Source organism: Pyxidicoccus fallax (genome assembly GCF_012933655.1).
Classification (GTDB): Bacteria; Myxococcota; Myxococcia; order Myxococcales; family Myxococcaceae; genus Myxococcus; species Myxococcus fallax.
Genome location: NZ_JABBJJ010000222.1, coordinates 1 through 21,224, shown reverse-complemented (window position 1 = coordinate 21,224; position 21,224 = coordinate 1). Strand labels below are relative to the sequence as shown.

The following is a 21,224-nucleotide window of genomic DNA, read 5'->3' as shown; positions in this document are numbered from 1 at the left end:
CCCCACGTACCCCATCCGGAATGGAGCCTCCATTCCGCGGGCCTGCCCTCCCCGCGCACCCCATCCGGAATGGAGCCTCCGTTCCGTGAGCCTGTGCGCCTCGGCCCCCATCCGGAATGGAGCCTCCATTTCGCGAGCCTGTGCGCCTTGGCCCCCATCCGAATGGAGCCTCCGTTCCGCGAGCCTGTGCGCCTCGGCCCCCATCCGGAATGGAGCCTCCATTCCGCCCATGGGTCCGCCGGCCCCGCCCCTCCATCCGGAATGGAGCCTCCATTCCGCGAGTCCGCTTGCTTCTGGCCGGCTCGCTCCTGGCCGGCTCGCTCCTGGCCGGCTCGCGTATGGGTGGGTCGCGCCGTCCAGCCGCTGACGGGGGCTTGCCCCTCGATGGAGGTACGCCACAGGCGAGGGCAGCGTCATCCTGACGGCCGCGAAGGCGAATGGGTATCTGTCAAGGCCCGCTCGTGGGTTCCCCATCGCGCCGTATGATGAGTCACGTCCGCGAGCAGGAGGACCGGGAGGAGCCGGGCGCCGCCTGACGTCGCTCCGCCGGTGCCTCGCGCGGCTCCCGGGGCCCGAGAGCCAGCCGCTCGCGCAACACGTGCAGCGCGTGGAGCAGCTCGACGCCGGAGGCAAGCCGCGCCCGGGGCTCCCGGGCCAGCAGCGAGCCCAGAAGCCTCACCACCGCGCCGGGCAGCTCCGCGCGGCGCTCGCGCAGGCGCATCAGGGGCGCCCCGGAGGCGAGCCGCCGTCGCAGCTCGGCCGGAGGCAGCTTCCCGAAGGGCCGCTCACCCGCGAGCATCTCGAAGAAGACGAGCCCCGCGGCCCACACGTCGGTCCGCTCATCCGGGTGCTGTCCCCGCCACTGCTCCGGGGCCATATAGGCGGGGGTGCCCGCCTGGGGCCGGTGGCGGCCAGGAGCGGGCGCCGCCAGCAGCTCGGCCAGGCCGAAGTCGAGCAGCCGCGCCCGGCCGCCGGGGACGATGAGGATGTTGCCCGGCTTGAGGTCGCGGTGGATGAGCCCCCGCTCGTGCGCGTGCGCCAGCCCGGCCGCCACGTCCATCATGATGTCGAGCGCCTGCCGCAGCCCGAGCCGCCGGCGACGCCGCAGGAGCGCGCGCAGCGGCTCTCCCTCCAGGTACTGCAGCACCAGGAAGGGGATGCGCCAGGAGTCCTCGCGGTCCAGCCGCGGCCGCCACTCGGCCACGTCGTGGATGCGGACGATGCACTCGTGGTCGAGGCTGGCGATGGCCTGCGCCTCCTCGCGCAGCGCGGACGCCTGCGAGGGCGCCTCGCGCCGGGGCCGGGGCAACAGGAACTTGAGGGCCACGGTGCGCAGCAACTCCGTGTCCAGCGCGCGGAACACGCGGCCCATGCTCCCGCCGCCAATCAGCTCGAGCACCTCGTACCGCCGCCCGTCCACGCCGCCCACGCACTCGCCCGGCAGCGGCAGCAGGGTCGACGGGGGGAACTCACCGGAGAACTCCCGCAGGAACGCATCGAGGGAGCCCGAGCCGTCGAGAGAACCCATCCGCGGTTCCCGACATGGCTCCACGCCCCGCTCCCGAAGCGCATACCGTCCCATCAGCCCCCCAGGCCAGACACCGAGAATGGCTGTCCGAGGGGAATGAGCCGCGAAACGGCGAAGGTGACGCGCGCTAGTGGCGCACCCGGGGGGCCGGGGCGCGCACGCGCACCTCCATCTGCGCGTCGCCCGCCACCACGTTGCTGACCACCTCCTGCTGGGCGGGGGACAGCCGGGCCACGGCGCGCAGCGCGGCCACCAGCAGCACCGCCTCCGTCGCGTTGGGCACGCTGATGCCGTCCGGCCCCGTCTTCAGCGGCATGGGCAGTCGGGGCACGCGGCCGGCGGAGGACAGCGCCTCCACGGCGTACGCCGGCGTGGTGTCCAGCGTCACCGCGATGGCGGGCAGCCCGGTGGCGGCGTCACCCTGCCCCCGCGCCTGCATCTCCATCAGCATCTGCAGCGCGCCCGGCTTGAAGTACAGCGCCAGTCCCGCGCGGCCGTCGCCCGTCTGGAAGACGCAGCCCTCGAAGGTGTGCGCCAGGGGCCCGGAGACCGCCACCTCGAAGGGCTGGCTGTCGTCCCAGTGCGCCCAGGGCCGGGCTTCCCAATACTCCGTGGCCGCCTGCACGAAGAGCAGGGCCTTGTCCGAGCCGAGCCCGGACAACCCCCGCTGGCCCCACGCCAGGAAGGTGGCGATGGCGGCGCGCGAGGAGAGCGCGGCCTGGGGAGGCTCTTCCACCTCCACCCCCAGCGCGGCGCCGGCCTCGGCCAGGGCCGGCTCGCACCGCACGTCCTCGGTGTCCACGCCCTCCAGCAGCGTCCGCATTCCCGCCTCGTCCTCCGCCTCGAAGACGGGCGGCGCCGGCTCGCCCGTGTCGGAGATGCGCAGGTACACCTGGGTGGTGCCCTGGGTGAGGGGCACGGGGCCGAGCTTGAGCAGGTAGAGCATGGGGTTTTCTAGCGCCGCTTCGCGTCAAGCGCCTTGCGGACCTGTCGCATCAGCGTGGCGATGTCGAAGGGTTTCTGGAGGAACGGGATGTCCGGGTACTGGCGGCGCAGGTTCGTCACGTCCACCGCGCTCATTCCCAGCAGGGCGACCCCGTCCTTGTAGTCCGCCCGGATGCGCTCGATGAGCGCCGGGCCGTCCAGCACGGGCATCATCCAGTCGGTGAGGACGAGGTCCGGGCGAAGCTCCAGCATCCGCTCCAGCGCCTCGCGGCCATGGGAGGCCGTCACGACACGGTAACCCTCCTCACGGAGGAGGTCCGCCAGGGCCTCCAGGATGCCCTGCTCGTCATCCACCACCAGGACCGTCTCCATACGAGCGGCGCTACTCCTCGCGGTTTGTTCAGGAATGACCACTGCCCGGGTGCCGGGCAAGGCCGGTCAGCAGGGTGTCCACGGCGACGCTGAAGGGAGGGAGCACCTCGATTCCCTGACGGGTGATGACGAACTCGCGCAACGTGGGGTCGTAGTCGCTGTCACGCAGCTTGAAGATGGAGAAGAGCCTGCGCAGGCGGCCTTCGTACTCCACGTGGCGGAGGAAGAAGAGGTTTTCAGCGACGGCGGAGGGCCCCACTTCCATGGGGACGTCCAGCACCGGACCGAAGAGCCGGGGCGTCTCCAGTCCGAAGAGGGTGGTGGCCCCCTCGCAGCGCAGCTCCTGGGTGAGGGCGGCGAAGAACGAGCCCATGCGGCTGTTGTCCGGCGCGGCCTGCTGCATGGCGCTGAGCCCGTCCACGAACACCCGCTTCACCTTCCGCTTGCGGATGTCGGACAGCAATTGGTCGGCGAGCACGTCGAGGATGCACTCGGCGGGGGGCTGCCAGAGGATGTTCAGCCGCCCGTCGGCGACCGCGCCCTTGAGGTCGATGCCCGCGGACGACACCTTGCTGAGCAGGCGGTTGGGCGGCTCATAGAAGCCCATGTAGAGGCAGTTCTCCCCCTGCCTCAGTCCCTCGGCGAGCAGGCTGCTGCCCATGAGCGTCTTGCCGGCCCCCGGAGGACCGAGCACGAGCGAGGTGGAGCCGCCCGCCAGCCCCTCGGGGAAGAGGGCGTCCAGGGAGTGGATGCCGAAGTGGATGCGGTGGGCGCCCGGGTCCGGCGGGGGCGAGCGGTGCACGCGCGCCTCCAGGCGGGGGAAGACCTCCAGGCCCGCGTGGGTGATGCGGAAGGCGTGGATGCCGGCCAGGGTGGGGCTGCCGCGGAACTTGCGCACCTGCAGCTCGCGCCACGAGCGCACGCCCGCGGTGCGCTCGCGCAGCTCCACGATGCCATCCACCATGGTGTACTCCGGGTGGATGTTGGGGCCGTTGGCGCTGGTGAGCATCAGCGCGGTGAAGCGGGCCAGGCCCGCGGCCACCTGCAGCTCGTGGATGAACTTCTTGAAGTCGCGGTTGTTGCCGGCGGCCTCCTGCGCCTGCACCAGCCCGTCCAGCACGAGGATGCTGGCGTTGTGGTTGCGCACCTCGCGGCGCAAGAGCTCCAGGAGGCCCGACAGTCCCTGCTCCTCCAGCACCCGGAAGCCGCTGACGTAGTAGACGCCCTCGGGCAGCAGGGCCGGGTCGAAGAAGGCCATGTCGCGCATGTTGGCGAGCATGCGCGCGTGGGACTCGGCGAGCAGGGTGACGTAGAGGCACCGGGCGCCCGCGCGGGCCTGGTGGTAGCAGAGCTGGTTGGCGAAGAGGGTCTTTCCCGCGCCGGGCTCGCCCACGACGATGTAGACGCCCGACGGCACGAGCCCGCCGCCCATCACGGCGTCGAGCCCTGGCACACCGGTGGACACACGCGCGTCCAGCCGCGCGGGTTGCTCGGAAGAGGACATGGGACTCGCTCTTACCGTAAAACGGCCCCGCCGCGCCGCCCTATTGCAGCCCGAAACGTCGAATGGGCGGAAGGGCCCATCCCATGAAAAGACTCTTCCTCACCGCCGCCGCCGTGCTCGTCCCCGCCCTCGCCTCCCACGCCGACCAGGTCATCGTCCTGAACGGCAAGCTTCACACGGCGCCCAGCAAGCTGGCCCCGCTCGCCGGCAAGGTGGACAAGGACCGGCTGGCGAGCGCCACCTTCGTGCGGCTCGAGCGCAACGAGGGGGGAGAGCATTCCCTCTTCGTCCTGAAGGGACCGGAGGCGCTGCCGGCGTTCACGCTGGCGAAGAAGCCGTCGAAGCCCTCCGTGCCGAAGCTGGAGGGCTGTGGCCGCCACCCCATGGAGTGGCTGCCGAAGTCGAAGGTCGTCGGGCAGCTCCAGGAGAAGGCGCCGGAGGGAACGCTGTTCGTGGAGGTGCCCGCGGGCTTCACGCCGGTGAAGGAGGCGCCGTCGAAGGAGCTGGTGTCCGCGCTGAAGAAGCAGCTCTTCGAGGGCTACGAGGACCCGGAGGCCAATGAGCCGCCCGGGGATTGCCTGCGCAACGTGCGCGTGTTCGAGAAGGCGGGCGAGAAGGTCGCGTACACGAGCTGCTCGGACGAGCTGAACGAGTCGCTGTACGTCTTCCACCAGAAGGCGGGCGCCGCGTGGAAGCCGGTGGAGCGCAAGACGCTCACGGAGGAGTGCCCGTAGCGGCGTGGGAGGGCCGGCCTCGCGGGTTCCGAAGCCCGTCACCTTGTCGGAACCCGAGGGACCGTCTCCCGCGCGGGACGCGCGAAACCGCCGGTGGACTCCCAGGGACACCTGTTTCCCGCGTCCCCGCGTGGCACGCCCCCTGCTCTGGGGGGTCTCCGCCATGCCCGGCCCCCATGACCTCTTCGTGCGTTTCACCTTCAGCCACCCCGAGCGGGCCGCGGCCGAGCTGCGTGCCGTCCTGCCACCGGCCGTCGTCTCCGAGGTGGACTGGTCCACGCTGCGACGTGAGTCCAGCTCCGTAGTGGACCCGGAAGTGGACCCGGAGCTGCGCGAGACGCAGAGCGACCTGCTCTTCTCGGCCCGACTCCTCGGCGGAGGGCCGGTGCTGCTCTACGTGCTGCTGGAGCACCAGTCCTCGGTGGACCGGTGGATGGCGCTGCGCATGCTGCGCTACGTGGTGCGCCAGCTGGAGCACTGGCGCAAGGAGCACCCGGAAAGTGAGCGGCTGCCCGTCATCGTCCCGCTCGTCATGTACCACGGGCCCGAAGGGGGCTGGAGCGCGCCTCGCCGGGTGGAGGAGCTCTTCGAGCTGCCGGGCCCGCCACGGGACGACCCGCACTGGCGGGAGCTGGTGCCGCGCTTCGCGTACCTGCTGGATGACCTGACGACGGAGCGCGCCGAGGCGCTGATGGCACGCCCAGGACCGCCGCTGGTGCGGCTGGCGTTGCTCGTGCTGCGCTTCGGCCGCACGGAAGAGCTTGCCCGGAGGCTGCCGGACTGGAAGGCCCTCTTCGCCGAGCTGGAGGCGCGTCCCGGCGCATGGGATGAACTCGTGGCGCTGGTGCGCTACATCCTACAAGTCGGCGACCGGGCCACCCGGACTGCCATGGCTGACGTGTTAGCTTCAGCGACGGATGCACGGCGGGCGGAGGAACTGATGAAGACCTATGCCGAGGAGCTCATCGAGGAGGGCATGTCCAAGGGACTGGCCAGGTCCGTGCTCCGCGTCCTCCACACGCGAGGCCTGGGCCTGGACGACAGGGCCCGGCAGCGCATCCTCTCGTGCACGGACCCGGACGTGCTCGAACGGTGGCTCGAGCGGGCCCTCTCCGCCACGAGCCTCGCGGACGTCTTCGGCTAGACCTCCACGCGCCCCACCGTCCGCCCGGGCTCCGGGGCGGCGCTCTTGTCGGAGCGCCATGCGGGGCAGTGCCGCCAGATGAAGTGTTGATACCTGGGCATGGGCCACGCGCGGGCCCCTAGCGGACACGAGAGGAAACGCGTCATGGCAGTCACCGAGCCGGAAGCGGCGGGCCCTTCCCTGCCTGACACCCCCGAGGCTCGAGATGCTCCTCCACGCGAGCTGCCCCGGACCTGGCTCGACCACGCGCACCTCATCGACAGCGTGGATGGCATCGTCTGGGAGGCCGATGCCACCTTCCGCTTCACCTGCGTCAGCAGGCAGGCGGAGCGACTGCTCGGGTACCCCCTGCGGCGCTGGTACCAGGAGCCAGACTTCTGGGTGAGGCACCTGCACCCGGACGACCGGGAATGGGCCACCTCCTACTGCCGCGAGGCCACGGAGCAGTGCCTCCCCCATGAGTTCGAGTACCGGATGCTGGCGGCCGACGGGCGCGTCGTCTGGCTGCGTGACATCGTCACCGTGCTGGCCGAGGCCGGCCGCCCCCAACGCCTGCGCGGCATCATGGTCGACATCACCGCGCAGCGGGGCACCCAGGAGCACCTGGAGCGCACGGTGTCACTGCTGGAGGCCTCGCTCGAATCGACGGCCGACGGGCTGCTCGTCGTCGACCTCGCCGGAAACATCCAGGCGTGCAACCGGCGCTTCCAGGAAATCTGGGGCCTGGGCGACGCGAAGCCGGGGGGCCTGGACTCGGTGGCCCTGCAGGGGGTGCTCGACCGGGTGAAGGACCCGGCGGACTTCCTGGCGCGCGTCCGCACGCTGTACGCGAGGCCCGAGGAGGAGAGCTTTGACATCTTCGAGATGCGGGACGGGCGCGTGCTGGAGCGCTACTCGATGCCGCAGCGGCAGCGCGGCGTCGTCACCGGCCGCGTCTGGAGCTTCCGGGACGTCTCGGCCCGCGTGCATGCGGAGCGGGAGCGGGAGCGGCTCCTGCGCGACGCACACGAGGCCATCCAGGTGCGCGATGACTTCCTCTCCATCGCCTCGCATGAATTGAAGACACCGCTGACGCCGCTGCGGCTGCACCTCCAGGTCCTGAAGCACGCGCTGGAGTCCGGCCAGCCCGTCACCCCCGAGCGCGTGGACAAGGCCCTGGGACAGGTGCGCCGGCTGTCGGCCCTGGTGAATGACCTGCTGGACGCCTCGTGCGTGGGCGCGGGGCGGATGGAATTGCAGCGCACGCCCATGTCGCTGCCGGAGCTGGTGCGCGAGGTGTTCTCCGACTTCCGCGCCACGAGCACGCAGCACCTGCTCACGTACGAGGGCCCCGACGAGGACCTCCTCGTCAGCGGAGACCGCGGCCGGCTGGTGCAGGTGTTGGCGAACCTCCTGGAGAACGCCATCAAGTACAGCCCGCTGGGGGGCGCGGTCCGCGTGACGCTCATCCGCTCCGAGGGGGACGCCGTCGTGTCGGTGGTGGACTCGGGCATCGGGATTCCGAAGGAGGAGCAGGCGCACCTCTTCGAGCGCTTCTTCCGGGCGCGCAACGCGCCGGTGTCTGGCTTTGGAGGCCTGGGGCTGGGGCTCTACATCTGCCGGGACATCATCGAGCGGCACGGCGGCCACATCTGGGTGGAGAGCGAGCTGGGGCGCGGCTCGGCGTTCCACGTCTCGCTGCCGGTGCTGGCCACGCGCTCGGTCCACGAAGCGCACGTCTGAGCGCCCTCACACCCAGGGTTTCTTCGCGGGCGCCCATGCCTACCGTGAAGTCTGAGCACGACTGCATGGAGGGAGACATGGTCCAGGCGAGCTGGCGTCGGGTTCTCGCGGGATTCCTGGGAGCGGGCCTGCTGGCGCTGGGAGGCTGCGGCTCGGACCGCGCCGCCGCGAAGGTGGACGAGTCCTGGCTGGTGCGAGTCCCCGAGGCGCAGATGGACGAGGTGCGCAAGGCGCGGCTCGTCCAGGACAAGGCACGGGACGAGACGGTGCGCGCGGAGGTGGCGCTGGAGGATGGGAAGCGGGCACTGGAGGTGGCGCGCGCCCGGGTGGAAGCCGCGGAGGCGCGGCTGAAGGCGGACGAGGAGGCGTACCTGGCGGCGAGGAAGACGGCGCAGGCGCAGAACATCGCCCAGGCGCAGACGGCGCTGCGCGAGTCGGACCTGGAGCGCACGGCGGCGGAAGCCGAGGTCGACTTCCGCGAGCGCAGGGTGCGCACGCGCGAGGCGATGCGGGAGATGCGGGCCCGCGAGCTGGCGGTGGCCGACGCCGAGGTGGCGCAGGCGGAATACATGGCGCTCCTGCGCAGCGGAGACGTCCGGGCGAGGGAGCTGTCGGCCGCGGACTTCGCGGACCCGCTCCAGCGGGCGCGCGGCGAGGCGTGGGAGATGCAGCGCTACGTGGACGCCCTCCTCCAGCGTCAGCGGCAGGCACAGGCACGGTGGCAGCAGCTCGACTCGCAGGTGCAGGCCTACGGAGGCAGCGGGCGGCAGTGACTCACTTCGTCGGGGTGAGCACCCGCACGCCCCAGGCCGGCACATCAAGCGTGAGCCCGTCGGCGCCGGCCTTCACGGGCACGGGCTCGCCCGAGAGTTCGTCCCGGAGCGCTCCCTTGAAGCCCGCCGGAGGCTTCACCTGCACGGATTGGGGACGCGCGTTCCAGTTCATCACCACCAGCACGGGCTCGCCGCCATCGTCGCGCGTGCGCAGGTACGCGAGCGCGCTCTCCGGACGCGTGTCCACCAGCGAGAAGCGAGGCGAGCGCAGCGCCGCGAGCCGCTTCCGCAGCGCGATGAGGCGCGCGTAGTACGGCCGCAGGCGGTGCGGGTCCTTCTCCCATTCGAGCGGCGGAGGCTCCTGGTAGGGCAGATAGGCCGCGCCAATCTCATCCCCCGTGTAGATGAGCGGGAGCCCGGGGAGCGTGAACAGCAGCGCGACGGCGGCGCGAGTGATGTCAGGCCCATGCCGGGTGACGAAGCGCTCCCCGGTGTCGTTGTTGTTGAGGAAGCGCATCACCATGCCCCCGGGCGGCGGCGTCGCGTCCGCGAGGGCCTCGCGCAGCCGTGGAGCGATGCGCGCGCGGTCCTCCCACACCTTCTCCCAGGCCCAGTGGCCCGGCTCGAGCGTCCAGTCGTAGGCCGAGTCGAAGCCATTGCTGAAGTAGTACGGGTCCTTCGCGGTCGCCTCGGCGACGAGGAACACGGAGGGCTTCACCTGCTCCAGCGCGGTGCGGGTGCGGGGCCAGAGCAGGGCGTCGCGCTCCTTCACGCCCCAGGCGACGTCGAGCCGGTAGCCATCCACGTCGAAGTCGCGGACCCAGTACTCCAGCGCGTCGATGACCATGTCGTCGACGCGCGGGTTGTCGAAGTTGAGGTTGGGCAGGTGCTCCCAGTCGAAGTAGTGCTCGGGCTTGCCCGGCGCCTTCCAATCATAGAAGTCGTAATAGGGAGACGCCTTGCCGCGCCGGAGCGCGTCCTGGAAGAAGGCGTGCTCGCGCGCGGTGTGGTTGGGGACGAAGTCCATGATGACGCGCATGCCCAGCGCATGGGCGCGGTCCACCAGGGTGCGGAACTCGTCCTTCGTCCCGTAGTCCGAACGCAGGTCGAAGTAGTCCGTCACCGAGTAGCCGAAGTCGCCTGGAATCGTCTGGTTGATGGGAGACAGCCAGATGACGTCGACGCCGAGTTCCTTCAGCTGAGGCAGTCGCACCGTGAGGTCCTTGAAGGGCTGCTTGCCGAAGAGGCTCGGCACGACGCCGTAGATGATGGCGTCACGGCCCCAGGGGTGGGCCCAGCCGCGGCCGGTCGTGGCGGAGGCCGAAGTCGCGCGGGCCGCGGCGGGAGCGGCGGCATGGGCTCCCAGCGCCCAGAGCAGGACGAGGACCGGAACGGAGAGCGCCAGGGAGCGGCGCGCGGCCGGAGCGGGACGGGACATGCGGCGTGGCTAGCATGTCGCGGAGGGCCCCACCCTGCCCCGTCCGTACGAGGTGTCGTGAGGCCGAAGGTCGACGTGTGGGTTGTTGAGCAGAACGCGAGGGTCGCGAGCGCTCAGTAGCCGAAGACCTGCTTCTTCTTCCCCTTCGCGAGCAGCGCCTCTTCCTTGCGCTGCTGCTGGGCCACCCACGCCTGTCCCTGCTTCCACTCGGCGTCGAACTTCGCGGCCACGTCCTGCCAGGACAGGTCCTCATTGTCCGGGTTGTACTCCCGGACGGGGCTCATGAGCAGATCCGCATACTCGGCCGCGAGCGGGTGGCCATTCAGCTCGGCCCGGCGCAGGGCGCGCAGCGCGAGGTGCTTGTGGCCGTGCCATGCGAGCGCGTTGCCGAGGCTGAACCACAGGTGGGGGCTCTTCTCGCCGCTGCCGAAGCGAATCATGCCGGCGAGCCCCTCCAGGACATCCTTGGGCAATGTGGGCGCACTCGAGCGGAGCTTCCGCTTCTCGTTGAGCACGAAGGAGGCCTCGCGGGCGTCGATGGACAGGCCGAGGAACTCCTCCTTCTGGACGAGCGTGGGGTCCTCCTTCAGCCGCATCAGGTACTCGATGGCCTGGACCTGGTACTTCTCGCGGCCGAAGTGGGCCTCGGGGTTGATGGCGATGGCGCGGCGCAGGTGCTCCAGGGCGCGCGGGAAGTCACCGGCGTGGGCGTGGAAGGTGCCGAGGTTCGCCTGGGTGGTGTAGAGGCCCGGGAAGCGCTTCTCCTTGGCCTCAATCGTGGCGATGGCCTCGGGGATGCGGCCGAGCTTCTCGTACGCCACGGCGACGTCGTCGAAGCGTTCGGGGCGCGCGTCGGGCTGCTCCAGCATGGGCAGCGTGTACGCGAGCTTCTGCTCATAGAAGGCTGGCGAGTGCTTAAGGATGCGCCCCCGCACCACGTCCGCCACGTCCTTGTGGTTGAGCGACTCCTCCTTGAGCGTGTCGTTGTCCCAGAGACAGGCGTCGGCGGAACGGAGCGGCAGCAGCAGTGCCGCGGACAGGAGCAGGGCACGGACGTGTTTCATGCCGGCAGCCTAGCACCGTGACGCGGAGCGGCGACCACGCGGGAGGCCCCGGGGCACCTTCAAATCCAGACACGCGGATGAAGGCCCCGAGTGTAGAACAGCGCTCCCCGGGCCACGGCCCTCACAGGAGTGCTCGTCGCGTGGAGACCCTCGTCCGCATCGCAGAAGCCCTCGGCCGCTTCTCGGCGCGCTTCGTCCCCAGCGCCTTCTCCATCGCGGTGCTGCTCAGCCTGCTCACCATGGGGCTCGCCATGGGCTGGGCGGGCGCCGAACCGCCCAAGGTGCTCGAGTCCTGGGGCGGCGGCTTCTGGGAGCTGCTCACCTTCTCCATGCAGATGGCCCTGGTCATGTTCACCGGCTACCTGCTGGCCCTCACCCGCCCCGTGCGCGCCCTCCTGGAGCGCGTGTCCGGCCTCGCCCGCACGCCGCGCGGCGCCGTCACGCTCATGGCCTTCGTCTCCATGGCCCTGGCCTACATCAACTGGGGCCTGTCCCTCGTCGCCAGCGCCATGCTCGTGCGCTTCATGGCCCGCCGCCGCCCGGACGTGGACTACCGCCTGCTCGTCGCCTGCGCGTACTTCGGCCTCGGCGCCACCTGGCACGCCGGCCTGTCCGCCTCCGCCCCGCTCCTCGTCGCCACCCCGGGCCACTTCTTGGAGAAGAGCGTCGGCGTGCTCCCCATCGACCGCACCCTCTTCTCTCCCTTCAACATCGGCCTCACCATCGCCGTGGTGGCCGGAATGACCCTGCTCGCCTGGGCCCTGCATCCGCGTCCGGAGAACGCGGTTCGCGTGGACCCCGCCCTGCTGGAGTCGCTCGGCGACTTCGTCCCACCCGAGCGCCCCGCCGAGAAGAGCCCCGCCGTATGGATGGACCACTCGCGGCTGCTCAACGTCATCTTCGGCGTGCTGGGCCTGTTGTGGCTGGGCCGCCACCTGTGGCTCAACGGCGGCTGGCGCGCGCTCAACCTCAACGTGGTGAACTTCACCTTCCTCGTCCTCGCGGTGCTGCTGCACGGCACCCCGGCGCGGCTGCTCAAGGCCAGCGAGGAGGCCGGCACCGTGCTGCACGGCATCGTGCTCCAGTTCCCGCTGTACGCCGGCATCTACGGCATCTTCAAGGCCACCGGCCTGACGGACCGCATTGGCGAGCTCTTCGTGTCGCTCTCCACGCGCGAGACCTTCCCCGCCATCGTCTATCTCTACAGCGGCGTGGTGAACTACTTCGTCCCCTCGGGTGGCTCCAAGTGGGCCATCGAAGCACCCTACCTCCTCAACGCCGCCTCCACGCTGGGGGTGGCCCCGGAGAAGGTGGTGCTCGCATACGCCTGGGGTGACATGGCCACCGACCTCATCCAGCCCTTCTGGGCGCTGCCGCTGCTGGCCGTGGCCCGTTTGGAGTTCAAGGACATCCTCGGCTTCCTGCTGGTGGCCTTCCTCGTCTACCTCCCGCTGGTGACCCTGGCCTTCTTCCTCTTCGGGTGAGGGCTGGCAGCGTGTGGGGGGGTCTGTGCTAGACAGTCTCCCAAGCGGGCGACCCTGGGGGTCGGCCCGTCGATTTCAAGAGGGGACCCTGAATCATGAAGAAGATGCTGACGCGGAGCCTGGTGTGCGCGGTGCTGGGGATGTCGTCGATGGCCATGGCGCAGGACGCCCAGCCTTCCAACGAGCCGGCGAAGGCTCCGTCCGCGGACGCCGTGCGTGACACCTGGAACTTTTTCTACAAGGGCCAGGGCCAGGGTCCGGTGCTGGTCGAGGCGAAGCTCTGCACCGAGGTCGCCAAGGATGGCCCCAACAAGTTCGAGTGCATCACCGAGGTGGGCCCCGAGGGCGTGAAGGCCGGCACCACCACCATGCTGTGGCAGGCCTACCTCGTCCCCCAGGGTGACTCCGTCGAGGACATCATGGTGCAGACGAAGCAGGGCAACGTCGTCCGTGAGACGAAGGACGTGAAGATCAAGGGCGAGGGCTGGCGCGCCCGTCAGTGGACCGGCGTGCGGCTGAACAAGCCCGGCACCTGGACCGTGACGGTCATGCGCGGCGACCAGGTCCTCAAGGAGCTCCAGGTCAAGGTGAACTGATTCACCTCTGGCTGGACTGGAAGCACGCGACGCCCGCTCCGAGCCGCGCAGGCCGGAAGCGGGCGTCGGTGTTTTCAGCTCACGGTAGGAACACGTCGAACGGGGCCACGCCGGACCACGTGTTCTCCCGGACGTTGAAGCCGAGGAACAACCGCAGCTCCGTCTCCCAGTCGCCCAGCAGCACGATGAAGTGGGGGCGCTCCATCGCGTTGCCCTGGGCCTGCAGCGGCCCCTCGAGGCCGGCGACATTCAGCCCGTAGTAGCTCAGCCGCGTGGTGCCGGTGGTGAAGGGCGCCGGGAAGGCCACGCCGGTCTCCGCCCCCGCGATGTCGCCGTACTTCACGCCGGTGACCACGGGGGTGAAGGTGCTCCCCTGGCCCGTGCCGTTGCCCGCGACGTCGAAGTAGCCGAAGTCCACGCCCTCGGCGGGCGAGTTCGGAATGGCGTTGATGAGCCGCAGCCGCGCATCCGCCGCGTCCGGGGCGAAGCGGTCCTGGAAGACGAGGAGCCGGGGCGCCAGCGCGCCCGTCTGGCCCGCGCGGCCCGTCACCACCGCCAGGTAGCGCCCGCCGGCCTGGAGCGGCCCGGTGTCCGCGCTCGCGAGCACCGTGGCGTTGACGTCGTCATTCCGGGCGACGCGCAGCGTGTGCCCCGTGGCGGTGACGGGCAGGTCCCCCACGGCGGGCGAGTAGTTGAACTCCATGCCCACCGCGACCTTGGCGGTGCCCTGGAGCACCTGGAGCTGGAGCTGGTACGGGTCGTCATCCGGCGTCGCTCCCAGGAGCGCGTGGAAGAAGTAGACGAGGGGGTCTCGCTTCAGCCGGACGGAGCGGTCCTGCCCCGCGCGGACCAGCAGCATCGCGGGCTGGCCGTCATCCGGGAGCGGGCGCCGGTCGTCGCCGGTGAGGATGGCGAACCACGCGCTGCCCGCCTCCAGGGTGTTGGCCGGCACGCTGAAGAAGAGGCGCTTGCTCAGCGACGGCGCGAAGCCGTTGTCACCCGACGAGGAGATGACCAGCCGCTGCGTGGTGGCGGGAAGGGAGACACCCGCGGCCGCGTCCGCCGCGTAGGGATTGACGGTGGCGATGGGCGTGGCTCCCGCGGACTCGAGGCCGAGCCGCCGCGTGCGGCCCTGCTCGGGAATCGTGGTGACCCGGTCCGCGGAGACGAAGCGCACCTGGGCGCGGCCGGCGGCCGGAGTCCCGAAGGACTCCTTCAGGGCCAGCAGCCGGGCCCGCTCCACGCGGTCCAGCTCCGTGCGGTCCGAGAAGCCCACGGCGACGAGGGTGAGGCGCTCACCCGCCTGCAGGGTGACGCGCTCCGAGGTGGCGAGCACCGCCGCCGAGGCGCCGCCTTCCGCGTTGCGGGTGGTGAACTCCAGCGCCGTGCCCGCGGGCACCTCCTTGTACTCCGTCACCGCCGCCTCGCCCGGGGCCACCGAGTCGAACAGCTCCGTGCCGCCCTGGTGCACGTCGAGCTTGTAGGGCCGCCACGGCACCGTTTCGTTGTCACTGGGGTTGTCCTTCAGCCCGAGCGACGCGTTGACGAAGCGGACATAGGCCACGCTGCCGGCGTCGGTCCCCGCATCCGTGCCGGCGTCCGTTCCGGCGTCGGTGCCCGCATCATCGCTGCCGGCATCCGCTCCGGCGTCGGAGCCTGCATCATCGCGGCCGGCGTCCGCTCCGGCGTCGCGGCCCGCATCCGTCCCGGCGTCGGTGCCGGAGTCGACCGGCGTGCCCGCATCCTGCTTCGGCTCGTCGTCATCACCACAGCCGGTGCCGCCGACCACGAGGCACAGCCCCAGCAGCCATCCTCTCAAGGCATGTCTCATCGCACGTACTCCCGTTCCAGGAAGAAAGGTGGGTGTCACGAACTCACGACCCGCCCGCCCCGGAGGGCGGGCGCTCTGGCACTGGCTGCATGGCGGCACGTGGGCCCGCCTCCTCCACACACGCGCCTGCCATGGACGACGGATGTGGAGCACGCTCCGCACACGGGCACGGAGACCCGCCCCGCGTGGGGTGGGATTCCGAGCCACGGACTCACGTGCCCCCGAGCCAGCGAGCCGTCAGATGGGGCGCTCGCCGCGCGGGAGCACGGGGTTCACCCCGGCGCCGCGCTCACGCTCGCCGGCTGACGCTTGTGGCGCTCGCCGCGCGGGAGCACGGGGTTCACCCCGGTGCCGCGCTCACGGTGTGCTCGCGCTCGCCGGCTGACGCTTGTGGCATTCGCTGCGCAGGAGCGCGGGCGGCTTGCCCTGGGCGAGGTGGTCCTTCAGGTAGAAGTAGGCCATCACGCCCGCGTTGAACTCCGCGCGCCGCAGCCACGTCTCATAGGCCACCGTGTCACCGTTCCGCACCGCGTCGGTGAGCGGGTTGTCCACCGTGCAGATCTCCTTCCACATGGTGGCGCCGCCGATGGCGCGCGGGTTGCCGCTCTTGGGCTCCGACGAGGCGCCCGTGCCGAACCGGCCCACGCGGACCAGGTCGCACGCGCCGCGCGCCGCGCCCAGCATGTTCGCGCCCCACTTGCCCCAGTCCACCGCGTCACCGGAGAAGTCGATGTCCACCTCGCCGTACTTCACCCAGGCCTGCATGAAGGCATCGCCGAACTCCACCCGCGTGCCGCCCGTGCCCATGAACACCAGGTACTTCGCGCCGCCATGGGGCCCGAGCGCATCCTCGAACGCCTTCAGGTGGCTCACGCCATTCGCGCCCGTGCCGGAGATGCCGGTGACGAGGTTCGCCACGCGCGCCCCGCTGCGCGCCACCAGCGCCTTGGCCGCCCCGCTCTGCCCGTCGCCCGTGCGCCCGTGGCAGTTGGAGCAGATGCCCTGGAACACCGTGGCCCCCGGCGTCGTGTAGTACAGCTCGCTCCACGGCTGCTTGGGGATGCCCAGGTCGTCCACCATCCACGGCTCCACCACCGCGGGCTCCGGCTTCTCCTCGAAGGAGCACTCGGGCCGGGCGACCCAGAAGCTCGTGGGGAAGAGCTTCGTGGCGAGCTGCTCGTGCCGCTCGGTGATGGCGTAGTCCATCAGGTGCCGGTGCGAGCCCTCCTGGATGGCCAGCCGCCAGTCCCGGTTGCGCGGCTCGTACGGAATCCGGTCGGTGAAATCCTCGGACACCCACCGCACGTCGCGCGGGTCCTTGCACGTCTCCCAGACCACGTCCCCGGCCAGCTTCACGCGCGCGTCGCGGGCCGCCACCCGCTCCTCCGGCGTCAGCGCGTTGTCGCTCGCCCGCTCCAGCGAGCCGAGCCACTTCGCCACCAGGCCCACCAGCCGGCAGTCCCGTCCCGGCACGTTGGCCGGCATGTGGATGTACACCTCGTGCGCGTCCTGCACGACGCGCTGGTAGAAGGTGCTGGAGGGCGAGGCGGCGCGCAAGTCGCGCTCGAAGTCCACGCCGGCGCGCACGTCCGCGTAGTACTTCTGCCCGTTGCTCTCCATGCGCCGCGTGTCGAACCCGGCCATCACCCCGCCCGGGGAGAAGTCCAGGTCCGCGATGGACGGGTTGCTCTCCACCGCGAAGCCGTTGGGGTTGTGGCACTGCGCGCAGTTGCCGACGAAGTACCCCTGCAGCGCCAGCTCGTGCTCGTTGCGGTACTCCTTGCCCTTGGCCTTCAGGTCCTCCAGCTTCGGCAGCTCCTCCGCCGAGCGCAGGCCGGTGATGACGCCGTAGCGGATGAGCCGGTCCACCTGGGACAGCTCGTCCCGGTCCACCGTCAGCAACGGGTCCGTGCCGCCCTCGCCCTGCTCGCGGCGGTTCACCTGCAGCGGCGTGAAGCCGAGCACGAAGTTCTGCCCCTCGGAGCCGGTGTGGCAGTTGACGCAGCGGTGGCGCGCGGGGATGGCGTAGTTGCGCGTGTCCCCGCGAGCCTCGTCCGTGGTGTAGACGAGGACGCGGTCGGAGAAGGGCGAGCCGTCGCGGTAGCGCAGGTCATGCAGCTCGGCGGCGGTGCCCTGGTCGTTCCAGATGTACGTGCCGAACAGCGCGTCCTGCCAGCGCTCCCGGGTGACGATGAGCCGCGTCTCGATGCGCCGGTACTCGATGTCGCCCTCGCGGTTCTTCACCGCCTTGAAGAACGTCTTGTAGAAGCGCGTGTTGGGGGGAATCTTGAATTGCTTCGTCGCCGCGTCGTACTCGATGGATTTGCCCGCCGGCACGTGGACGAGGCGCAGCTTCTTCGCGTGGTCGGAGAAGAGCGGATAGGTGGGCGCGAAGGCGAAGGTGCCGTGACGCGCCAGCTTCACCGTGTCGAAGGTGACGATGTCCGTGTCCGTCTCGGACAGCGAGCGCGGCAGCGCGGTGAGGCGCGCGAAGTACGCGTCCTTCTCCGGGTCGCTGCCCAGCTGGTCCTGGGTGGGGATGCAGTTGCCCAGGTCGGTCATCTGCTGGGCGACCAGGAAGGCCACCTGGGTGCCCTCGGTGGACGGCTCCTGCTCGCACTTCACGTCGAAGGAGCCCGTCTCCGGGCTGCCCTGCGCCATCCACGACTCCAGCGCGCAGCCCAGGGCCGCGGCGTCGCGGGTCTGCTCGGCGGTGGCCACCGGGGGCATGGCGCCCTGCGTGGCCAGCGCGGCCATGCGCGGGGCCGCGGCCTTCAGGCCCTCGTAGTCGGAGGTGTACTGGAAGCCGGCCGTCGCCTGCGGAGTCCGGTGGCACTGGCCGCACTGCGCGTCCACGCGCTCCTTCAGCGTGTTGAAGACCTCCTTGCGCACGGCGCTGGCGCGCGTCACGTTGCGCATGGGAATGCGCTCGCTGGAGCGGGCCGGCGCGTTGCACAGCTCCGCCCGCGGCGCCGGTATCTGGACCACCGGCTCATCGGATTTCGAAGAGCAGCCCACGGCCAGCGGCAGCGCGAACAACGTCAGCCACAACGCCCGACACCGGGCGCGCCAATTCCTCTCCAGCCGCATGGACGACCCCTCCTGGTCCACCACTCCGGATGACACGATTTCGTGAAAGAGCGCCCGGCCTCGGCTCACGAGCGCGGCGCTCTAGTACCCCGATTGCCCTTGCAAGGCGAGCGCGCAGGCCCCTGGAGAAGAGGCCTGCCGTCTGTTTTTGCCCCGCCGTGACAGCCTTTGACGCCACCGTGACAGCCAATTCCTGTCAGGGCAGCGAGGTGAACCCAGGCTGTGTCACGATTTCACTTTCACGGCTTCACGGAACCGTGACGGCACGGATACGACCCAGCTGGTTGCTCCCGCGCTCGGTGAACCACAGGTGGGGGTCCACGCAGAGGAAGCCCGGCGGGGCGAAGACGATGCCGGCGGGCTGCGAGCCGGCGGTGGGGACGTCGTACTCGGTGAGGGCGCCGCTCACGGTGATGCGGCCCACCCTGTTGCCGCGCAGCTCCACGAACCACAGGGCGCCGTCCGGGCCGACGGTGATGTCCACCGGGCCGCTGTTGGCGTCCGGCAGGGCGTACTCGGTGATGGTGCCGTCCGCGCCGATGCGGCCAATCTTCCCGGCGAACTGCTCGGTGAACCACATGGCCCCGTCCCAGCCGAGGGTGATGCTGGACGGGCCGGCGTTGGCGGTGGGCACCGTGTACTCGGTGAGGGTGCCGTCGGTGGCGATGGCGCCCACCTTGTTGCCGCGCACCTCGGTGAACCACAGCTTGCCCCCGGCGCCGAGCGCGATGGCGGTGGGCTGGGCCTCGGGCGTGGGCAGGGGGAACTCGGTGACGACGCCGGCGGGGGTGATGCGGCCGATGCGGTTGCCCGTCACCTGGGTGAACCAGAGGTTGCCGTCCAGGCCCGCGGCGATGCCATAGGGCGAAGAGCCCGCGGACGGCAGCGGGAACTCCGTCACCACGCCCTTCGGCGTGATGCGGCCCACCTGATTCACTCCCAGCTGGGTGAACCAGAGGTTGCCGTCGAAGCCGGGGGTGATCTTCTGCGGAATCGAGTACTCGGTGGGCAGCGGGAACTCCGTCACCGCGCCGTCACGGGTCATGCGGCCGATGGTGCCCGTGCCCGTCTGGGTGAACCAGAGGTTGAGGTCCGGGCCCACGGTGATGCTCGTGGGGGAGGACTCCTCCGTCGGCAGCGGGAACTCGGTGATGGTGCCGGCGGCGCCGGACGGCCGGCGGCAGATGAAGGGATTGCTCAGCGAGGCGGACGCGGCCTCCTCGGCCAGGGCGGGCATGCCCAAAAGCAGCGTGGACGCGGCGAGCAGCGACTTCTTCAGGAAGGAACGCGCGAAGGCGGACATACGAAGGTGTCTCCAAGGTGGATGCGGCGAACGACGACAGGGGACGGACACACCGGGGTGAACCGGTGCATCCGTCCCGACTTCAGACTTCAGCTGTGATGGAGCTTCGGGGCCGGCTCAGAGGCCCTTGCACAGACCCGCGCCGCGGCCGTCGTTGGCCGCGCCACCGCAGCGCAGCGGACCGGTGGAGCTGCAGGCGATGAAGCCCTGGTTGACCAGGATGTTCTGGAAGGAGGACTTGTTGCTGTAGATCCAGTCGAACAGCGTCTGCTCCTTGGGGTCCTTGGCGAAGTTGACGTTCTCGTTGAGGAAGATCTGCCGGGCCAGGGGGTAGGCGTTGGCCGGGTCGGTGATGAGCTTGCGGACGTTGGTGATGGTGGGGGCGATGGCGTTGACGCTCAGGGCCACGTTGCCCGTCGCCTTGCCGGAGTCACCCGCGAAGCCGATGGCGTTCACGTCCGCGGCGGTCAGCTTGCCGATGCAGGTGGTGGCGCTGTCGGAGGCGGTGCACGGGGCCGGGTTGGTGGCGGCGCCGTCGGTGATGACAATCACGCCCGGGCAGAAGGCGGCGCTGGTGTTCTCGGCGACCTTCTCCTTGAAGACCTCGGTGGTGCCGGACAGGTCGTCGCGGCGGTAGACCTTGATGGCGCCGGAGCGGGTGCTGCCCGGGACCTGGCTCCAGTCCGTCCAGCAGGCGCCGGTGTAGTTGGTGACGACGCCGCCGACGGTGCGGCGGTACGAGGCGAAGAACAGGTTGGCCAGGTCGTCGCGGCTGATGTTGGTCAGGCCGTTGCCGGAGTTGACGAACGCGTTCACCGCGTCGAGCGCGATGACGTTGCTCTTCTCACCGGGGCAGCACGCGGCGTCGCGGCCGGTGCCGCCGGAGGCGGTGCCGCCGGCACAGGCCGAGGCCGTCGCGCGGAAGTCACGCGACATGGGGGCCAGCGTCTGCTGACGGCCGCTGCAGAAGGTGCCGGAGCCCGTGCGCACACAGCCCTCGCCCACGCTGGAGCCCTTGCCCTCGATGGACAGGCCCGCGAGGGAGGCCGTGTTGGCGGAAATCATCGCGCCCTTGAGCGTGTCGGAACCGAAGAACTTGTTGCCGTCGGTCAGCTCCGCCGTGGACGAGCCCAGGACGGACTCATCGGCCGACTGACCACCGCAACCGACGACAGAAACCGCCACGACCGCGGCGGACATCACCATCTTCATCATCTTCATGGACGACTCCTCAGGTGTTGCACCGGGTTGACACGCCACTCGCCGCCCGTGACTGCATGGCAATGCGGTGCCTCCCCACGCTGCGGGACGGAACGGAAAGGGTCTGTTTCAGGGGAGGACCATCGAGCCCGGGTCACCCCGGATTCGACGGAGCGCAAGGTGCCTCAATGCGAACTTGAAGGGTGACTCAGTTGCGTCAAATCTCTGCCAGCAACGAGTCACACCGCCCGGCGCGAATCTTCCCGCGAGCGAGCGTCACATCCCCGCAAGTGATTGCATGACAGGGTTCGTGACACTCCATGCCAGGGTTTACAGGGCCGTGATGTTTCCCATCCGTGATGCGGGAGCGCCCGCGAAGCACCACCCCGGCGCCTGGACCGGCGGCGCGGCCGGAGCGAGCGAGGGCCGGTCTCGCGTGGGTCCGCCCGTGCTCCATGCGAGCAGGCGCCTCCGCGGCCACCGTTCACATCGCCGG

General features: G+C 70.4%; 16 protein-coding genes. 6 read left to right on the top strand and 10 right to left on the bottom strand.

Annotated features, from left to right (window positions below; all coding sequences use genetic code 11):
- Positions 1-490: 490 nt before the first annotated feature.
- The 4 genes from HG543_RS35230 to HG543_RS35215 form a co-directional block, all read right to left on the bottom strand.
- On the bottom strand, positions 491-1,528 hold the full coding sequence (locus HG543_RS35230; protein WP_169349308.1) for a serine/threonine-protein kinase: 1,038 nt from the start codon (positions 1,526-1,528) through the stop codon (positions 491-493).
- Between the two features lie 127 nt (positions 1,529-1,655).
- The gene (locus HG543_RS35225; protein WP_169349307.1) at positions 1,656-2,474 is read right to left on the bottom strand and encodes a hypothetical protein; all 819 of its coding nucleotides are present in this window, start codon (positions 2,472-2,474) and stop codon (positions 1,656-1,658) included.
- An 8-nt stretch (positions 2,475-2,482) separates the two neighbouring features.
- A complete protein-coding gene (locus tag HG543_RS35220; protein ID WP_169349306.1) occupies positions 2,483-2,845 on the bottom strand; it encodes a response regulator transcription factor in 363 nt (120 codons plus the stop codon).
- Positions 2,846-2,873: 28 nt separating this feature from the next.
- A complete protein-coding gene (locus tag HG543_RS35215) occupies positions 2,874-4,349 on the bottom strand; it encodes an ATPase domain-containing protein (RefSeq protein WP_169349305.1) in 1,476 nt (491 codons plus the stop codon).
- Positions 4,350-4,432: 83 nt separating this feature from the next.
- Here HG543_RS35215 and HG543_RS35210 point away from each other — a divergent pair, with 83 nt between their 5' ends.
- The 4 genes from HG543_RS35210 (at position 4,433) to HG543_RS35195 (ending at position 8,722) form a co-directional block, all read left to right on the top strand.
- Positions 4,433-5,083, top strand: a complete 651-nt coding sequence (locus HG543_RS35210) for a hypothetical protein (RefSeq protein WP_169349304.1) — start codon at positions 4,433-4,435, stop codon at positions 5,081-5,083.
- A 163-nt stretch (positions 5,084-5,246) separates the two neighbouring features.
- On the top strand, positions 5,247-6,227 hold the full coding sequence (locus HG543_RS35205) for an Rpn family recombination-promoting nuclease/putative transposase (RefSeq protein ID WP_169349303.1): 981 nt from the start codon (positions 5,247-5,249) through the stop codon (positions 6,225-6,227).
- A 144-nt stretch (positions 6,228-6,371) separates the two neighbouring features.
- Positions 6,372-7,949 carry a PAS domain-containing sensor histidine kinase gene (locus HG543_RS35200; protein ID WP_169349302.1) on the top strand — a complete coding sequence of 526 codons (1,578 nt, stop codon included), beginning with the start codon at positions 6,372-6,374 and terminating at the stop codon, positions 7,947-7,949.
- Between the two features lie 77 nt (positions 7,950-8,026).
- Positions 8,027-8,722 carry a hypothetical protein gene (locus tag HG543_RS35195; RefSeq protein ID WP_169349301.1) on the top strand — a complete coding sequence of 232 codons (696 nt, stop codon included), beginning with the start codon at positions 8,027-8,029 and terminating at the stop codon, positions 8,720-8,722.
- Between the two features lies 1 nt (position 8,723).
- On the opposite strand, the gene HG543_RS35190 is transcribed toward HG543_RS35195, so the two are convergent.
- Together HG543_RS35190 and HG543_RS35185 are read right to left on the bottom strand one after the other, a co-directional pair.
- A complete protein-coding gene (locus HG543_RS35190; RefSeq protein WP_169349300.1) occupies positions 8,724-10,160 on the bottom strand; it encodes an alpha-amylase family glycosyl hydrolase in 1,437 nt (478 codons plus the stop codon).
- 113 nt (positions 10,161-10,273) lie between these two features.
- Positions 10,274-11,224: a tetratricopeptide repeat protein gene (locus tag HG543_RS35185; RefSeq protein WP_169349299.1), complete on the bottom strand. Its 951-nt coding sequence runs from the start codon at positions 11,222-11,224 to the stop codon at positions 10,274-10,276.
- 140 nt (positions 11,225-11,364) lie between these two features.
- Between HG543_RS35185 and HG543_RS35180 the strand changes: the two genes are divergently transcribed.
- Positions 11,365-12,708, top strand: coding sequence for a TIGR00366 family protein (locus tag HG543_RS35180; protein WP_169349298.1), 1,344 nt, complete (start codon positions 11,365-11,367; stop codon positions 12,706-12,708).
- 95 nt (positions 12,709-12,803) lie between these two features.
- Positions 12,804-13,304 (top strand): DUF2059 domain-containing protein, encoded by a 501-nt coding sequence (locus HG543_RS35175; RefSeq protein WP_169349297.1) that lies wholly within the window; start codon positions 12,804-12,806, stop codon positions 13,302-13,304.
- 79 nt (positions 13,305-13,383) lie between these two features.
- Here the strand turns inward: HG543_RS35175 and HG543_RS35170 are convergent, their stop codons facing one another.
- The 4 genes from HG543_RS35170 to HG543_RS35155 form a co-directional block, all read right to left on the bottom strand.
- Entirely contained in the window at positions 13,384-15,123 is a 1,740-nt protein-coding gene (locus tag HG543_RS35170) for a DUF4397 domain-containing protein (protein ID WP_246357524.1), read from the bottom strand.
- Between the two features lie 369 nt (positions 15,124-15,492).
- Complete coding sequence (locus tag HG543_RS35165; RefSeq protein WP_169349295.1) at positions 15,493-18,225, bottom strand: hypothetical protein; 2,733 nt, start codon at positions 18,223-18,225, stop codon at positions 15,493-15,495.
- A 247-nt stretch (positions 18,226-18,472) separates the two neighbouring features.
- Positions 18,473-19,528 (bottom strand): Vgb family protein, encoded by a 1,056-nt coding sequence (locus HG543_RS35160; RefSeq protein ID WP_169349294.1) that lies wholly within the window; start codon positions 19,526-19,528, stop codon positions 18,473-18,475.
- Between the two features lie 117 nt (positions 19,529-19,645).
- The gene (locus tag HG543_RS35155) at positions 19,646-20,749 is read right to left on the bottom strand and encodes a substrate-binding domain-containing protein (protein WP_169349293.1); all 1,104 of its coding nucleotides are present in this window, start codon (positions 20,747-20,749) and stop codon (positions 19,646-19,648) included.
- Positions 20,750-21,224: the final 475 nt, after the last annotated feature.

Bases quoted from the DNA above. Each gene is read 5' to 3' on its own strand.
- HG543_RS35230 (WP_169349308.1), bottom strand. From the start codon at position 1,528: ATGGGTTCTCTCGACGGCTCGGGCTCCCTCGATGCGTTCCTGCGGGAG.
- HG543_RS35225 (WP_169349307.1), bottom strand. From the start codon at position 2,474: ATGCTCTACCTGCTCAAGCTCGGCCCCGTGCCCCTCACCCAGGGCACC.
- HG543_RS35220 (WP_169349306.1), bottom strand. From the start codon at position 2,845: ATGGAGACGGTCCTGGTGGTGGATGACGAGCAGGGCATCCTGGAGGCC.
- HG543_RS35215 (WP_169349305.1), bottom strand. From the start codon at position 4,349: ATGTCCTCTTCCGAGCAACCCGCGCGGCTGGACGCGCGTGTGTCCACC.
- HG543_RS35210 (WP_169349304.1), top strand. From the start codon at position 4,433: ATGAAAAGACTCTTCCTCACCGCCGCCGCCGTGCTCGTCCCCGCCCTC.
- HG543_RS35205 (WP_169349303.1), top strand. From the start codon at position 5,247: ATGCCCGGCCCCCATGACCTCTTCGTGCGTTTCACCTTCAGCCACCCC.
- HG543_RS35200 (WP_169349302.1), top strand. From the start codon at position 6,372: ATGGCAGTCACCGAGCCGGAAGCGGCGGGCCCTTCCCTGCCTGACACC.
- HG543_RS35195 (WP_169349301.1), top strand. From the start codon at position 8,027: ATGGTCCAGGCGAGCTGGCGTCGGGTTCTCGCGGGATTCCTGGGAGCG.
- HG543_RS35190 (WP_169349300.1), bottom strand. From the start codon at position 10,160: ATGTCCCGTCCCGCTCCGGCCGCGCGCCGCTCCCTGGCGCTCTCCGTT.
- HG543_RS35185 (WP_169349299.1), bottom strand. From the start codon at position 11,224: ATGAAACACGTCCGTGCCCTGCTCCTGTCCGCGGCACTGCTGCTGCCG.
- HG543_RS35175 (WP_169349297.1), top strand. From the start codon at position 12,804: ATGAAGAAGATGCTGACGCGGAGCCTGGTGTGCGCGGTGCTGGGGATG.
- HG543_RS35165 (WP_169349295.1), bottom strand. From the start codon at position 18,225: ATGCGGCTGGAGAGGAATTGGCGCGCCCGGTGTCGGGCGTTGTGGCTG.
- HG543_RS35160 (WP_169349294.1), bottom strand. From the start codon at position 19,528: ATGTCCGCCTTCGCGCGTTCCTTCCTGAAGAAGTCGCTGCTCGCCGCG.
- HG543_RS35155 (WP_169349293.1), bottom strand. From the start codon at position 20,749: ATGAAGATGATGAAGATGGTGATGTCCGCCGCGGTCGTGGCGGTTTCT.